Source organism: Gilliamella sp. wkB292, assembly GCF_001690235.1.
GTDB classification, from domain to species: Bacteria; Pseudomonadota; Gammaproteobacteria; order Enterobacterales; family Orbaceae; genus Gilliamella; species Gilliamella apicola_F.
Genome location: NZ_LZGO01000063.1, coordinates 1 through 16,311, shown reverse-complemented (window position 1 = coordinate 16,311; position 16,311 = coordinate 1). Strand labels below are relative to the sequence as shown.

Annotated in this window: 11 protein-coding genes and 1 pseudogene; 5 read left to right on the top strand and 7 right to left on the bottom strand. The window is 35.2% G+C overall.

Translation table 11 applies throughout. The annotated features are described in order from the left end of the window. Nucleotides 1-128: 128 nt before the first annotated feature. Nucleotides 129-482 carry a DMT family protein gene (locus A9G09_RS07730; protein WP_065634292.1) on the bottom strand — a complete coding sequence of 118 codons (354 nt, stop codon included), beginning with the start codon at nt 480-482 and terminating at the stop codon, nt 129-131. 264 nt (nt 483-746) lie between these two features. Here A9G09_RS07730 and tpx point away from each other — a divergent pair, with 264 nt between their 5' ends. Continuing rightward, the gene (gene tpx, locus A9G09_RS07725) at nt 747-1,262 is read left to right on the top strand and encodes a thiol peroxidase (protein WP_065634291.1); all 516 of its coding nucleotides are present in this window, start codon (nt 747-749) and stop codon (nt 1,260-1,262) included. Between the two features lie 143 nt (nt 1,263-1,405). Then, entirely contained in the window at nt 1,406-2,581 is a 1,176-nt protein-coding gene (locus A9G09_RS07720) for a sugar transporter (RefSeq protein WP_065634290.1), read from the top strand. A 15-nt stretch (nt 2,582-2,596) separates the two neighbouring features. On the opposite strand, the gene A9G09_RS07715 is transcribed toward A9G09_RS07720, so the two are convergent. Beyond that, nucleotides 2,597-4,522 (bottom strand): ABC transporter ATP-binding protein, encoded by a 1,926-nt coding sequence (locus tag A9G09_RS07715; protein ID WP_065634289.1) that lies wholly within the window; start codon nt 4,520-4,522, stop codon nt 2,597-2,599. A gap of 195 nt (nt 4,523-4,717) precedes the next feature. Between A9G09_RS07715 and A9G09_RS07710 the strand changes: the two genes are divergently transcribed. Continuing rightward, the gene (locus A9G09_RS07710) at nt 4,718-6,889 is read left to right on the top strand and encodes a phage holin family protein (RefSeq protein WP_218056866.1); all 2,172 of its coding nucleotides are present in this window, start codon (nt 4,718-4,720) and stop codon (nt 6,887-6,889) included. 69 nt (nt 6,890-6,958) lie between these two features. On the opposite strand, the gene glyA is transcribed toward A9G09_RS07710, so the two are convergent. The 3 genes from glyA to A9G09_RS07695 form a co-directional block, all read right to left on the bottom strand. Continuing rightward, nucleotides 6,959-8,215 (bottom strand): serine hydroxymethyltransferase, encoded by a 1,257-nt coding sequence (gene glyA, locus A9G09_RS07705; RefSeq protein ID WP_065634287.1) that lies wholly within the window; start codon nt 8,213-8,215, stop codon nt 6,959-6,961. A gap of 441 nt (nt 8,216-8,656) precedes the next feature. Then, nucleotides 8,657-9,220 carry a hypothetical protein gene (locus A9G09_RS07700; protein WP_065634286.1) on the bottom strand — a complete coding sequence of 188 codons (564 nt, stop codon included), beginning with the start codon at nt 9,218-9,220 and terminating at the stop codon, nt 8,657-8,659. 292 nt (nt 9,221-9,512) lie between these two features. Continuing rightward, nucleotides 9,513-11,165, bottom strand: a complete 1,653-nt coding sequence (locus A9G09_RS07695) for a PT domain-containing protein (protein ID WP_065634285.1) — start codon at nt 11,163-11,165, stop codon at nt 9,513-9,515. 727 nt (nt 11,166-11,892) lie between these two features. Here A9G09_RS07695 and A9G09_RS07690 point away from each other — a divergent pair. Together A9G09_RS07690 and A9G09_RS07685 are read left to right on the top strand one after the other, a co-directional pair. Next, entirely contained in the window at nt 11,893-13,335 is a 1,443-nt protein-coding gene (locus A9G09_RS07690) for an LTA synthase family protein (RefSeq protein ID WP_065634284.1), read from the top strand. 8 nt (nt 13,336-13,343) lie between these two features. Further along, nucleotides 13,344-13,769: pseudogene (locus A9G09_RS07685) on the top strand (LysE family translocator); the annotation flags it as partial. Between the two features lie 140 nt (nt 13,770-13,909). Here A9G09_RS07685 and A9G09_RS07680 read toward each other — a convergent pair. Both A9G09_RS07680 and A9G09_RS12890 read right to left on the bottom strand, forming a co-directional pair. Beyond that, on the bottom strand, nt 13,910-14,473 hold the full coding sequence (locus A9G09_RS07680) for a hypothetical protein (RefSeq protein WP_065634282.1): 564 nt from the start codon (nt 14,471-14,473) through the stop codon (nt 13,910-13,912). Between the two features lie 149 nt (nt 14,474-14,622). Beyond that, a partial coding sequence (locus A9G09_RS12890; protein ID WP_176700966.1) for a PT domain-containing protein occupies nt 14,623-16,311 on the bottom strand: 1,689 nt, incomplete at its 5' end.

Sequence of the window (16,311 nt, the reverse complement as noted above, 5' to 3'; positions counted from 1 at the left end):
GTGATTAGTGTCACATATTGATAAATGCGATTTTGTTTGTGTTGAGCAGAAAATTTTTTAACAAACCTATTTGCTTTATCTTTAACCAAATCGTATTTATCAATATTTATTCAGGTTGTGAAAGTCTATTAAGCAAAGAGTTTATCTCGAAACATAAAAAATACAGCGCCAAGCAAACATAAACCGGCCCAAATATAATCGGTTTTGAATGGTTCTTTTAAAATGTAAATTGAAAATGGAATAAACACAGACAAACTAATCACTTCTTGAATAATTTTTAACTGACCCGCGGTCGCGACTTGAAAACCAATTCGATTAGCAGGGACTTGTAATAAATATTCAAATAATGCAATACCCCAACTTATAAAAACAGCAACTATCCAAGCTTGATTATGTAAAAAACGTAAATGTCCATACCAAGCAAAAGTCATAAAAATATTACTAAAAGTAAGTAAACACACAGTGATAAGAAGTTGGCTCATAATGATCAATAAAGTATTAGAAAAGGAAATAACATTATATACCTACACCTAATAAAGCTGCAAAATGGATAAATAACCATTGCGTTTAAATCGCAATGTTTTTAGCAATTTTATTAATTGGGTAAATCATCATTATTCACCCTGTGATACTATTGATGATTATTTAATCTAGCTTTATAGTAAAGAAAGTTTTTCTATCCTCACCTTTCCATCTTATTTCTACTACTGTTAAGTTAATGTGACACTAAAAATTAGGAGAAAGTTATGCAAAAACGAGTTAATGAAGTCACGATGAAAGGAACGCCTGTTACTTTGCTAGGACCAAAAATAACAATTGGTGATACTGCGCCAGATTTTACTGTTGAAAATAGTAAAATGGAGCCGATAAAATTATCGGATTTTAAAGGCAAGATTAGAATAATTAATTCGGTACCATCAATTGATACCTCTGTGTGCAGTGCGCAAGTTCACCGTTTTAATGTTGAAGCTGCAAAATTAAAAGATGTCGTAATATTCTCTGTCAGTGTCGATCTGCCATTTGCATTAAATCGATACTGCGCGGCTGAAGGAATTGATGCAGTAAAAGTGACATCAGATCATAAAAATCTGGATTTTGGTTTAAAATATGGTGTTGTTATAGAAGAAAAACGATTACTTACAAGGGCTGTGTTTGTCGTTGATAAAGATGATAAAATCGCTTATGTTGAATATGTTAAAGAAACGTCGAACGAACCTAATTACGATAAAGTGTTAGCCGCAGTCAAAGCGTTAACAAACTAATTTTACCCATTATGAAAGCTATGTCATCTAAAGATCATAGATGGCATAGCAAAGCAAGATTTATGCTACCTATCCGTTTAATAACTAACAATATTCAGTTATAATTATTCAAAATCAATTTATCCCTTCAATAAAGTTATATCATGAATAATGCCAATAAACGGTCTCGAATTTGGTCGTCGATACTTTGTCTGGCTTTTGCTGGATTCATTTTCAACACCACTGAATTTGTTCCCGTTGGATTACTACCCAACATTGCTGAAAGTTTTTCGATGGATGTTGCTCATGCCGGGCTTTTATTAACCATTTATGCTTGGGCGGTATCGTTATTGTCTTTGCCATTGACGGTATTGACCTCAAAAATGGAAAGACGAAAATTATTAGCAGGACTGTTTTGTTTGTTTATTTGTAGTCACATTTTAGCGGGTTTTGCTTGGAATTTTTATAGTTTGATGGTGGCTAGAATTGGTATTGCTTGTGCGCATGCCGTTTTCTGGGCTATCACTACGCCATTAGCAGTTCGATTAGCGCCAAATGGCAAACGGGCACAGGCAATGAGTTTTATTGTTGTAGGTACATCAATGGCTACCGTATTAGGTATTCCAATTGGTACAATGATAGGACAACTCGTGGGCTGGCGAGCAACCTTTTTATGCATCAGTATCATTGCATTTTCAATTATGGTGTTATTACTCTACTTATTGCCTCAAGTACCCAGCTTAAATGTTATTTCACTTAAAGACATTCCAAAAGTGTTAAAACGCCCTGTTCTTTTGAATATCTATTTATTGACGGCGATAATTATCACGGGTCATTTTACTGCTTACACGTATATCACACCATTTATGATGAAAGTGGGCGGTTTTAGCCAACATGTTATTGTCATTATATTATTAGCTGTTGGATTTTCAGGCATGATAGGTAGCATACTTTTTGCTCGCTATGCTGACAAATACCCTATTGCGATTCTCGTCTTACCCATGATAGGGCTAATAATTTGTTTATTGTCTTTATATGTTTGTGCTTTAAGCCTTTATACTGCAATTATGCAAAGTATGTTATGGGGTCTTTCGATAACTATTATTGGTATGGTAATGCAAAGCAAAGTGATTGACGCTGCACCTGATGCTGCAGATATTGCCACATCGGTCTATTCAGGTATATACAATATCGGAATTGGTGGCGGCGCTTTTGTCGGTAGCCAAGTTTTAGTTGTACTCTCAACCCATTACATTGGCTTTGTTGGCTCAATTTTTGTTGTTATTGCATTACTTTTATTCTTTTTATTATCCAAACGAATTTGGTTATTAGCAAAATAAGCGCTAAACAAGCGCTTATTGGCTTAACGATTCAAGTTGTTCCCAGCGTGTAAATACAGTTTCTAATTCAGCTTCTTTATCGGCCAAATCTTGTAATATTTTGCTAGTAACGTCATGAGGTTGGTTAAAAAAGTCACTATGACCTATTTGTGTTTGTAAATCACTAATAGCCACCTCTAGTTGCTCAATCTTAATTGGTAATTGAGTCAATTCACGTTGCTCGTTATAACTCAGTTTGCCTCTCTTTTTAGTGGTTTGATCTTTGTTATCAACAACTAGATTAGCTTCATTGTTAGTTGATTTACTCGACTGATTAAGAGGTATTTGTGCTTTAACGGGGTTGGCTTGTTGCTGTTGTTGTAAAGCATCGTTATAACCACCTGCATAAATACCAATATGACCATGATCTTCAAAAAACCAGCATTGCGTGACAACATTATCCACAAATTGCCTATCGTGGCTAACAAGTAAAACCGTTCCTTGATAATCATTAACAAGTTCTTCTAGTAATTCTAACGTCTCAATATCAAGATCATTGGTTGGTTCATCAAGTACCAATAAATTACTTGGTTTTAAAAAGAGTTTTGCTAATAACAGACGATTACGCTCACCACCGGATAATGCTCTTACTGGAGTACGTGCTCGTTTGGGTGGAAATAGAAAATCCTGTAAATAGCCTAAAACATGCCTTGGGCGCCCATTTACCATCACTTCTTGCTTACCTTCAGCAAGATTATCCATTACGGTTTTTTCGGGATCGAGTTCTAATCGATACTGGTCAAAGTACGCAACTTCTAACTTGGTTCCACAATGAACATGACCGGATGTTGGGACTAAATCACCTAACATTAATTTTAGTAATGTCGTTTTACCCACTCCGTTAGGTCCAATTAAGGCGATCTTATCACCTCTTAAGACTTGCACGGTAAAATCTTTAATTAATTGTTTATTTTCAATTTGATAACTGACATCATCAAGTTCAAAAACAATTTTACCTGATCTTAATGCTTCTTCGATTTGCATCTTAGCACTGCCCATCACTTGACGGCGCTCGCGATGCTCTTGCCGCATTGCTTTTAAGGCGCGTACTCTGCCTTCGTTACGTGTTCGGCGTGCTTTAATACCTTGACGAATCCAAACCTCTTCTTGAGCTAATTTTTTATCAAATTCCGCATTTTGTAGTTCTTCAACCCGTAATGCTTCTTCTTTGCCAATTAAATAACTATCATAATCACAACCCCATGATGCAACCTTACCGCGATCCAAATCAATAATACGCGTCGCCATTTGTCGAATAAAAGATCGGTCATGAGAAATAAAAACAATACTGCCATTAAAACTTTTTAAAAACTCTTCTAACCATTTAATCGTTTCAATATCCAAATGATTGGTAGGCTCATCAAGTAATAAAACTGTTGGTTGACAAACCAGCGCTTTGGCTAAAGCGGCTTTACGTAACCATCCACCCGACAATGATGATAATAATGCATCACCATCTAAAGAAAGCGATGAAATCACATTACGAATACGATTATCTAGTTGCCAACCATTTTGATGATCAAGTTGCTCTTGAATTTTTGCCAACTTAGTTAAATTACTTTCTGTTGGATTTTGCTCAATTTGATGAGATAAATCATAATAATCTCGTAATAACTGCGCCTGATCTTTTAATCCTTCTGCCACAAAATCAAATACATTACCTTGAATATCTCGAGGAGGATCTTGTTGAAGGCGTGAAACAATAACATTATTTTCATAAATAATTTGTCCTTCATCTAAAGGCACTTCTTTATTAAGGACTTTAAGTAACGTCGATTTACCTGCCCCATTACGTCCAACAAGACAAACTCGTTCATTTGCTTCAATCGACAGATCAATATGATCAAGCAGTGGTGCATCACTAAATGAAAGATAAGCATTTGTAAGGTTAATTAATGACATATTTTTGGTTTTATTTGGATATTAAATAATAAAGCGTTATTCTATCACAAAGTTGTAATAGGCAACTAAATTCAATTTTCAAAGTTGTAGTTAAAGGCTTCACTATGGTGAGCATTCAATGCTCTTCTTTTAAAAAATAAATACTGCGATATTTTTACTATTTATCACTATCAATGATATTTCATTATGGAGGTTATGATGAGCCATATGTGGACATTTCAACGTGTGGGTGGATTAGATCAAGTCGTTTTTAAAAGTGCTGACGATATTATTGATTTACCACAATTAGATCCCAAATTATGGGTGGCATTAAGTTGCCCTACAACAGGGTTAGATTTTGACGAAAGAACACTTGCGTTATTAGATGATGATAAAGATGGGCGAATTCGTATTCCTGACATTTTAAATGCAATTAATTGGATAAAAGACAAAATAGTATCTTTTGATAATATTTTAACAAGCCGGCCGACCTTACCTTTATCAGAGATCAACACATCGACCGAACAAGGTAAAAAATTATTAATAACCGCTCGTAGTATCTTAGCCAATCTAGGTAAAAATCAAGCGGAGTCTTTGACGCAAGATGATGTACAACAATCGTTTAAAATAAATGCAAGTAAACTCTATAATGGCGATTTGATTTTTCCTGCATCTGCTCAATTACCAACTCAAATGCAATCTTTTATTGAATTTGCCATTAAAACTGTTGGTGCAGAAAAAGATATGAGTGGACAAGATGGTATAACGCTCGACATCGCTAAAGCTTTTGTAAGTAATATCAAGATATGGCAACAATGGCAAACAGATATTAGTAATACCCAAACACCTTTTGGTGCAAATAGTGCAGAAATATGGAAATTAATCCAATTACTTAAACCTAAAATTGATGATTATTTTTTACGTGTTGAACTGGCGCAATATGCGCCCCAAGCACAATCAGTACTTAATGTTGATGAGAAGTATATTGTACCAAATCAAAATGGACTGTTATCAAATGAAGCACTCGCTCAATTACCTTTATCTAAAATTGATAACAGCCTAACACTTGACTTAGTCAATGGTGTTAATCCGCTTTGGAAAGACAAAATTAGCCGTTTTAAAACATTAGTTGCAACTTCATTGACTAATCCAAATCAACTTAGTCAATCAGAATGGAAAGCGATACAACATAGCTTGGAAGGCTACGCTACATTGATTAATTCTAAACCGGAAATGGTGAAATTAAATGTCACAACCAACCCAACTGAAAGTATAGAGGATATACCAAATCAACTCATCAATGATTCGACAATCGATCATTTATTGCTTGAATTTGAAAAAATGATTGAACAAGACAGTAAAACACCAATTTCAGCATCAGATGTATTAGTGTTAGAAAAACTGGTGCTTTTTCAAAAACACCTTTATCGTTTATTAGTTAACTTTGCTTCATTTGCTGATTTCTTTTCACTGGAAAAAAGAGCCGCATTTCAATTAGGAAAACTTTATATTGACGGTCGTTGTGCCACATTATGTGTTGCGGTAGAAAATATAGCTAAACACTCAACGATGGCCAATTACTCCGAGTTATGTCTACTTTATTGTGAATGTACCAGACTAGGCGAAAAACAGACTATTGCAGCAGCAATCACAGCGGGGCAAGGTGATCTATTAATAGAGGGGCGTAATGGTGTATTTATCGACAACGATGGCAATGACTGGGATGCCAATGTAGTTAAAATGATAACTAAACCCATTAGTATTCAACAAGCAATATGGGCACCTTATCAACGTATAGGGCGTTTAATTACGGAACAAATTAACAAATGGGCAACAAGCAAAGATGCTGATATCGAAAAATCCAGTGAAAAAGTCATCCAACAGCCAGAAACAAAATTTGATATTGGTAAAAGTGTCGGAATTTTTGCTGCTATAGGCTTAGCTGTCGGCGCCATAGGTACTGCACTAGCCACACTATTTCAAGCTATTTTTTCACTTACTTGGTGGCAATTTCCACTGGTTTTTATCGGTCTGTTTTTAATTATTTCAGGTCCTTCTGTTGTTTTAGCTTGGTTAAAATTAAGGCGTAGAACACTTGGTCCTTTACTTGAAGCATCCGGCTGGGCAATTAACGGGCAAGTAAAAATCAATCTATTATTAGGAAGATTACTTACCAGCAAAGCAGAACTACCGGATAACGCTAAACGAAATTTACGCGATCCATTAAAAAGAAGAAATAAAAAATTAACTATAGCATTTTGGTTAGCCATTGTACTTGGCATAGCTATAAGTGGAGGATGGCTTTGGTATAAAGGGTATTTCAATCAATATTTAGAACCGGAAAAGTCTTCAGTTCAAAAAAATACCACAACAACTTCAGAAAAATAAAAGCATAAATAAAATATATTTATGATGATTAATTTCGCCGACTTAGCGGTCGGCGAATATCATTTAAAATTAATGTTGATAAACCGGTAGTCGCTTACAAATAGCTAGCACTTTTTCTTTTACTGCTTGTATAGTTTGCTCATCATCAATATTATCTAGCACATCACACATCCAATTCGCGAGTTCTCGTGATTCGGCTTCTTTAAAACCACGTCGGGTAATTGCCGGCGTACCAATACGCACACCAGAGGTAACAAATGGGCTTTGTGGATCTTTAGGAACACTATTTTTATTCACTGTAATATTTGCACTACCTAAAGCAGCATCCGCTTCTTTACCTGTGATATTTTTATCAACCAAATCAATTAAAAATAGGTGGTTTTTAGTTTCGCCAGAAACTACTTTGTAACCACGTTTTAAAATAACTTCAACCATCGCCTGTGCATTTTTTACGACTTGTTGTTGGTAAATTTTATATTCTGGCTCCATCGCTTCTTTCAGTGCAACTGCTTTTGCTGCAATAACATGCATTAAAGGGCCACCTTGCGCACCAGGAAACACCGATGAGTTTAATTTTTTATAAAGATCTTCACTACCATTTTTAGCTAAAATTAATCCACCACGTGGACCGCCAAGCGTTTTGTGTGTCGTTGTTGTTACAACGTGCGCATAAGGCACTGGATTTGGGTAAACACCTGCGGCAACTAAACCTGCAACATGGGCCATATCAACAAAAAAGTATGCCCCTACGCTATCAGCTATTTCACGCATACGTTTCCAATCAACAATACCTGAATAAGCTGAAAAACCACCAATAATCATTTTAGGTTGCGACTCTTTAGCGATTTTAGCTAATTGCTCATAATCGATATGACCGGTAGCATCAACACCGTAGGCAACAATATTATAAAGTTTACCTGAAAAACTAACAGGTGCACCGTGCGTCAAGTGACCGCCTTCAGATAAATTCATGCCTAAAACAGTATCGCCAGGCTGTAAAAGAGCGGTATAAACAGCAAAGTTAGCTTGTGACCCAGAATGGGGCTGTACATTGGCATAATCGGCGCCAAATAATGCTTTAGCACGATCTATGGCTAATTGCTCAACAATATCAACATATTCACAACCGCCATAATATCGTTTACCGGGATAACCTTCCGCATATTTATTGGTCAGTTGAGAGCCTTGAGCCTGCATAACACGAGGGCTGGTGTAATTTTCTGATGCGATAAGTTCGAGATGATCTTCTTGTCGTTGTTCTTCACCTTTAATCGCATCCCACAAATCCTTATCATAATCGGCAATTGTCATTTCTTTACTAAACATGTTGGCTCCTTGTTGTCAATCACATTGACCTTGCGGCTAATTGTTGTATTAATATGTTCAAAAAAAATCGTGTTCGATTATCGTTACTTAATTAACCAGCAATTTCAATCTTTTTTTAATCATTATAAGTAATATTTATATGAAAAATGCTGAAAAAGAGATTTGCTATTTTGGTCTACAGTTTTAATTATTCACTCACTAAAGGAATTGATAGGTCAGTTTCGCTTAGGTATTAACTCGTTGATAAAATAATAAGTAAAAATGTGAATAAATAGTGATTGGTTGAGTGAAATCGTTAATTAACTAGCGGATTGTTTTCATGCTTATCCGATTTGATATCGGCTATTTCATTATTGTGTGAATAACTTTCTCTCAAAAAAGTGTGTTGAGATTTTACATTATTTTAAATAATAAAAATGCATGTTTTTTATACTAAAAATTTTATCTCAGACGGCTTCGCCCCTGTGATAAAATTTTTTCCTTCAAACCTCGGATAAAACCCGATTCTATTGATGATGGATATTTATCCTGTCGCCAATTCATTAAAAAATAATACTCTTGCTCGCTGAGTGTTAGCTGCCTGCTGGCTGCTAACTCTCTGCTCAAAGCCGATACTTCTAAGTTTTTTTCAGCCTCTACTAGCTCTGTTTTATTATTTCGCTCGATTTCTTCTTTCTTTAGTAGATAATTTTTTTGCTTGAGATACCAACTGTTATAATCTGCTAAATCCTCTATTTCATGTGTTAACTTTATTTCATAACCATATTCATGATGAATTAATCTACGACCAAAATGTTTTTCTAAGGTTGAAACCGGTAATCCACCTCGTAGAATAAGATCGCCACCACTTTTTTTATGACGAACACCGCATACTTTCACCAAAAGATTTAATTCAATTCTAGCCAAATAAAGCGACATGCCATACAACTGCGCAAATATTCCTTGCTTGAAAAAATAAATACTAGTGCGACTATTACTTTTCTCTAATTTATCAATTATATCCATACTACATTTAACCTTTATCTAATCAATAGTGATTATGAATTTTAATCAAATCAGTAATGCTCATTTTGTATTCAGCTAGTAAAAAATTCATCCATCCATAAAGTTACTTGATATATTTATTCACTAAATAATACGCACATGTGTATGCCATAACATAAGCCTTATTTCAATGAAAACACTATTGTTCATTAAACAGACATTATAAAAAAACAGTATTATCATCCTAAATTTTATTGCTTTTTTAAACCCAAATTTTTAAAAATCTAAAACACATGCTCGACATAAATGATTGCTAAGGAGCTACACATACTGAATAGACAGAAAGATGTCCACCAAAAGCGTAGATAACTCCATCGTCGAAGAAAACACGATAATAACTATCACTTTGTCCACGATCTCTTGTCCAATATAGACATGTTTCGCTATTATTAAAATCTGCATTTGGATAATTTCCCATTTTGCCCCACTCAGCTAAAAAACTTGCCCCAATGTAACGCTGATAAGGTGAGAAATCCGATGTTGGTACAGCTGATTGACAAGTTGGATCATCTGGAAATGGACAATAGCCGTTAGTAAGATCTTTTACTGTTGGAAGCTGATAACCTATGCTATCACACCAAGTTTTTGCGTTATCGTAATTAACTTTATTTTGTCCCCTATTAACAAACCACTGCTTTAACACAAACCCATATTTTATTACTTCTTTACCTTGATTATCTTTACCCACTAATTCAAATGTTGCAGGTAAGTTCGGTTTTGGAATAATACCAGGGGTAAGTGCTTGCTTTTGAGCCTCACTTGCAACAGGTCCAGTCAGTGTCACTCGCACACTGGTACCACTACTATTTGGAATCATTGTGGCTGTGATCCCCCCATGTGTTACTACAGGCCAATTTAATGCTCCTGTCCCGCTTATATCAAGATCAAAATATAAATTGTCAGCACCCGTAGTCGGAAAGTTAATGCCATATGACTCGGGCGTGATAGATTGAACAAGAAAACCATGGTCTGGATTCCAAATATTAGGTGGACCAGCAATCTCTCCACCTAGACCCTCATCATTGAAATGACGACCATATGCAAGGCTTGGTTTAACATAACATACTTTAGGCGTACTTGGGTAAAGATAATAACTATGACTGCCTCCCGTAAAGCTTCCTATTGAGGGGATCCCATAATTTGTTGCTAACGAACCTGCATCTGCACTGAGTGTTAATTTATAAGGCGATTTACACGTGTCTAACTCACTATTTGGATTCGACTTTACATAATTGGTGACATCTTCTCCTGCCGCATTTTCCCACTTTATTTGCATATTACCCGTTATCGTAAATAATTTATCACCATCCGGATCGTACCAATAATTATTTGTCACAACCACATTGGCTAAGGTCGTTGATGGATAATTTGCAAACGGCATATTTGTCACAATATCACTAAATGTCGATGACACCTTATCTATCATAATAGGATCTGTCGCACTTGAATTGTCTTCCAATGCCGAAATCACCTTATTTTTTGGTAAGGTGATTGATAACAACGGTAGTATTGTCGATGAAGCACTCTTACCATTGTCAAAACTTAAATACGGACTACTACCATTAATCGACTTTGCTGTCTGTGAACTTAATCCATAAACGGGCATACTAAACAGCACCGGACATAACAAAAACACTAACAATAAACGTCGTTTTATAAATAATTTTAATAATAAGTCTAATTTGGATAAAACGGCTAATTTTAACCGACCAACAAATTGATTAATGAAAAAATAAAATAATAAAAAGGAATTTCTGGCGGGAATAATAACGCTAACGAACGCGCTAAAAAAGTGAATTATTCTATATGTGGCTGGCTGGCTGGCTGGCTGGCTGGCTGGCTGGCTGGCTGGCTGGCTGGCTGGCTGGCTGGCTGGCTGGCTCCGTAAACAACTGTATTTTAACATATTTTTAATCCTTTTTAAATAATCCATTGTTCTTTTATACTAAATTTTGAACAATACTGTATGCCAGTCATAATATTGACTTACCGAGTATAAAAAAAACAATCAAACTCATCAATGATAAAATAGTTAATAATTGTAAAGTCTACTTTAATGATAGCTGATAATAATTTGCAGGTTTGTTGTTTATTAAAAAAGTGAATACATACCGTATCGTTATCGATCTTATTGCTTAAATTAAACTGTATAGATCGGAAAGATGCTTCACCAGTAGCAATCACTTCATAAGCTTTATTTTATTTTCAGAAAATAACAGAATGATAACTGTGTTTATATAATCTTTTTTTATTTATTCAAAAACAAGTTAAGTTATTTTAGTTTTCGATACATCTAACCTCTAATAGACAATGTTATTTTCATCCACATGTTTGTCAAATTTATAGGTCACGCATAATAGTCAGAATCTTTGGTAACAGAAGTAAGTAAAAAAACCAATAGCAACAAAACAGTGAAATTCTTCATATTATTTTTGCTTTTTTATTAACCTATTAATTTAATATCAAAAAAATAAAAAAAAGATTGTTAATTTTTTTAATAACTTTAACCTCCAATGCTGAGTGGCCAACAATAATGGAATATAATGTTCGTTATACCACCCTTGGTTACTTTTTTATTTTTTCAAGAATACGTATATACTGTGACAAAGTTAATTGCTGAGTAACACGTTTTTATGCCTTTATCTACCCTTGTTATTTTACCTTTTTTGCTACTAACTATTCTTTTCGCTTCATTATTTAAACAAAAAAAATGGCAACTATTGATCATAGTATTAATGACAGTTTTTATTGTGATGGAACTGACCTCGATCTATTTTAGTGGTGGATTTATCGATTATCAGTTTTACGTTAATTTAAATGTTAATGATATTATTGAAGGGCTGTTTATCTTTAAATTACAAGCCGTACTTGTGATTGCGGTATTTTTTATATTGATATATTTGCTGACAAAGTTAGCTAATTTGTGCCAACATAAATGTCGATTATCGATCCGAATATTAATTGGTGTAATAGCAATTATCTCATTAAGTTATCAAAACGGTCCATTTAGCCGAATATACGAGATCTATCAAGTGACCTGTGCACCTAAACGATCATTTGAGCAGGCACTACACGCATTAAACATGGACAATTATCCAACTAAGCAACAAATCACTAGTGAAAAAGGTAAAAATATTATTGTTCTATCTTTAGAATCGTTTGAACAAGGTTTTTTTGATTTTACTGATATTACGCCACATTTACGCCAACTACGGCAAGACTATACCTTCTTTGCTAATATGCCAATGAGCGCTGGTAGCAGTTGGACAACAGCTTCAATGTATACTTATATGACTGGTATGCCATTTTTAATTGGTGAATATTCGACATCACCGCTGGCCAGCGCAAATAAAACACAGTTAGTCAGTTTGGGGGACGTACTTAAACAAGCAGGCTATGAAACGCGCTACGTTATGGCTGGTCCTGAATTTGCGGGTATTGGACACATAGCCGAGCTGTTAGGCATGCAAGTCGTTTCTGAGAAAAACTATGCTGGCCAATATCCTAATGCGCCTTTTGGTTTATATGATAAAGATATATTAGATATAGCCCACAAACAGGTAACGAGTTTGCATAGCTCAGGTAAACCCTTCGCGCTATTTATTTCAACCATTTCAACGCATGCGCCAAATGGTTTTTATGACGAACGAATGCGATCGGTGATTGCACCGAAAGACGATAATATGTCATTTGTTGCTGCTTCGTTAGACTATAATGTTGGTCAGTTTATTAAGCAGTTAAAAGATCAAGGACTACTTGAAAACACCGTGTTTTATATCTTCCCCGATCACTTAATGATGGGTGCGGCAACTCCAACGATAAAACATCTTGCAGAAAAAGAACGTAAGCTTTATTTGCTCACAAATGCACAAACAGCTGATTTACAAAAAACACCCGATCAAACCATTTATCAGATTGATTTGCCAAGGCTCATTTTAAATGGTGCTCAAATTAACAGTAATGTTAAATTTTTAACCGATTATTTAACTCAACCAAATTTAGATAAAAAACAGTATATTGAACAAAATAAACCGAATATTGCTAGTTTGAATCAAGCTGCTCAATTGTTGAATTAGGCATAATTATGACTCTTAATACCGTACTTTTAGTGTCAACCATCAGTTGTCTTGGCATGATTTCGCCTGGCCCTGACTTTTTTTTGGTTTTGAAAAACAGCTTAACTTATAGCCGAAAAATAGCGCTGTTGACGCGTTTGGGAGTCATCACTGCAATATTAATCCATATGAGTTATTGTGTAGCCGGTGTGGCAGTACTGATTGCTGCTACGCCATTACTGTATAATGTATTACGCTATGCGGGTGCCGCTTACTTATTATGGCTTGGCATTAAAGCATTACTTGCAAAAAAGACCAATACCACTTATGTAAATCAGCAATTAATTGACAAACAAATGTCCGCTAAATCCGCATTTATGCAAGGGTTATTGTGTAACTTACTTAATCCTAAAGCAACGTTATTTTTTCTAGCTATTTTTACACAGGTATTAAATTAACTTGTTGATTGGTTAGATACTTAGCCACTTGATATCGGCTATTTCATTATTATGTGAATAACTTTTTCTCAAAAAAGTGTGTTGAGATTTTACATTATTTTAAATAATAAAAATGCATGTTTTTTATACTAGAAATTTTATCTCAGACGGCTTCGCCCCTGTGATAAAATTTTTTCCTTCAAACCTCGGATAAAACCCGATTCTATTGATGATGGATATTTATCCTGTCGCCAATTCATTAAAAAATAATACTCTTGCTCGCTGAGTGTTAGCTGCCTGCTGGCTGCTAACTTTCTGCTCAAAGCCGATACTTCTAAGTTTTTCTCAGCCTCTACTAGCTCTGTTTTATTATTTCGCTCGATTTCTTCTTTCTTTAGTAGATAATTTTTTTGCTTGAGATACCAACTGTTATAATCTGTCAAACCCTCTATTTCATGTGTTAACTTTATTTCATAACCATAATCATGATGAATTAATCTACGACCAAAATGTTTTTCTAAGGTTGAAACCGGTAATCCCCCTCTAAGAATAAGATCGCCACCACATTTTTTATGACGAACACCGCATACTTTCACCAAAAGATTTAATTCAATTCTAGCCAAATAAAGCGACATGCCATACAATTGCGCAAATATTCCTTGCTTGAAAAAATAAATACTAGTGCGACTATTACTTTTCTCTAATTTATCAATTATATCCATACTACATTTAACCTTTATCTAATCAATAGTGATTATGAATTTTAATCAAATCAGTAATGCTCATTTTGTATTCAGCTAGTAAAAGATTCATCCATCCTTGGACTAACATTGTAAAAAACGTATCAGTATATTGAAAATTAATACATTTTTTAGTAAAAATCTAAAACACATGCTGCTCTACGTGAATTAATAGTTTGATCCCAATAGTGTACATTCCCAGCCCCAGACCATACATCATAAGGCGAAGTTGTAACGCCATCATCAGATGCAGCCCAATAATAAGTAGGTAACCAGGCACTATTTGGGTAATTTTCAGGCGCATTATCTGTTCTACCCCATTCATTAAATATACCGCCAATCCATTTACCATTGACTTTATAACTCAATTGTCGACGATAAATATTAACGCTTCGACCAGGTATGCCACCATTCCAATTTATATCAACATTATTTGCATTTGTGTAATCTTCCATTCGAGCTAAACGATAAGGCCCAGCTAAACTTTTACAAGTTGAATAGGCAGAACTATATGTTCTTGGGGTTAAAGGTACATACCAACGTCGCAAATAAAAACTGTACAATATATTTTTCTTTGCCGTATCAGAATAAATTTTAAAGATAGGAAATGATGGTGGTCGTACACCATCCTTTAACACGGCTCCATTAGTACCCGGGGATTTTAGTACCACTTTTATTGCTTTTTGCTTGGCACTATTGCCCCAACCTGGCGTGTCTTGTACAGATAATCGAGCATAGGCATTCATTGAGGTGCTACTACCGTCGTAGGTTACTGTTGAACCATTGATTGACAGTACTGTTTCAGGCGTTATACCACCCAAAATTAAATAAAATTCCATATTATTTGCACCAGTTGAAGGAAAATTACTACTCGATGATGCTGGATTTTTAGGCACAAACCCTTTCCCTCCAACCCAATCAGGGCCATCTAAATCACTAAGATTAACACCTGGATAGGGGTAGGAGCTTGAATCCATTGCTACATTAGGTTGTACATAACATACTTTAGGCGGACTTGGATAAAAATAATAACTATGACTGCCTCCGGTAAATTGACCTATATCCGGTATACCATAACTGGTTACTAAAGCACCATCATCAGCACTGAGTGTTAATTTATAGGGAGATTTACACGCATCTAATTCACTATTCGGATTTGACTTTACATAATTGGTGATATCTTCTCCTGCCGCATTTTCCCACTTTATTTGCATATTACCCGTTATCGTAAATAATTTATCACCATCCGGATCGCGCCAATAATTATTTGTCACAACCACATTGGCTAAGGTCGTTGATGGATAATTTGCAAACGGCATATTTGTCACAATATCACTAAATGTCGATGGCGCCTTATCTATCACAATAGGGTTTGTCGCACTTGAATTGTCTTGCAATGCCGAAATGACTACTTTATTCGGTAGCGTAATAGATAACAACGGCATTATTGTTGATGAAGCACTCTTACCATTGTCAAAACTTAAATACGGACTACTACCATTAATCGACTTTGCTGTTTGTGAACTTAATCCATAAACGGGCATACTAAACAGCACCGGACATAACAAAAACACTAACAATAAACGTCGTTTTATAAATAATTTTAATAATAAGTCTAATTTGGATAAAACGGCTAATTTTAACCGACCAACAAATTGATTAATGAAAAAATAAAATAATAAAAAGGAATTTCTGGCGGGAATAATAACGCTAACGAACGCGCTAAAAAAGTGAATTATTCTATATGTGGCTGGCTGGCTGGCTGGCTGGCTGGCTGGCTGGCTGGCTGGCTGGCTGGCTGGCTGGCTGGCTGGCTGGCT

Coding starts and splice junctions, on each gene's coding strand:
- A9G09_RS07730 (WP_065634292.1), bottom strand. CDS start 482: ATGAGCCAACTTCTTATCACTGTGTGTTTACTTACTTTTAGTAATATT.
- tpx (WP_065634291.1), top strand. CDS start 747: ATGCAAAAACGAGTTAATGAAGTCACGATGAAAGGAACGCCTGTTACT.
- A9G09_RS07720 (WP_065634290.1), top strand. CDS start 1,406: ATGAATAATGCCAATAAACGGTCTCGAATTTGGTCGTCGATACTTTGT.
- A9G09_RS07715 (WP_065634289.1), bottom strand. CDS start 4,522: ATGTCATTAATTAACCTTACAAATGCTTATCTTTCATTTAGTGATGCA.
- A9G09_RS07710 (WP_218056866.1), top strand. CDS start 4,718: ATGATGAGCCATATGTGGACATTTCAACGTGTGGGTGGATTAGATCAA.
- glyA (WP_065634287.1), bottom strand. CDS start 8,215: ATGTTTAGTAAAGAAATGACAATTGCCGATTATGATAAGGATTTGTGG.
- A9G09_RS07700 (WP_065634286.1), bottom strand. CDS start 9,220: ATGGATATAATTGATAAATTAGAGAAAAGTAATAGTCGCACTAGTATT.
- A9G09_RS07695 (WP_065634285.1), bottom strand. CDS start 11,165: ATGTTAAAATACAGTTGTTTACGGAGCCAGCCAGCCAGCCAGCCAGCC.
- A9G09_RS07690 (WP_065634284.1), top strand. CDS start 11,893: ATGCCTTTATCTACCCTTGTTATTTTACCTTTTTTGCTACTAACTATT.
- A9G09_RS07680 (WP_065634282.1), bottom strand. CDS start 14,473: ATGGATATAATTGATAAATTAGAGAAAAGTAATAGTCGCACTAGTATT.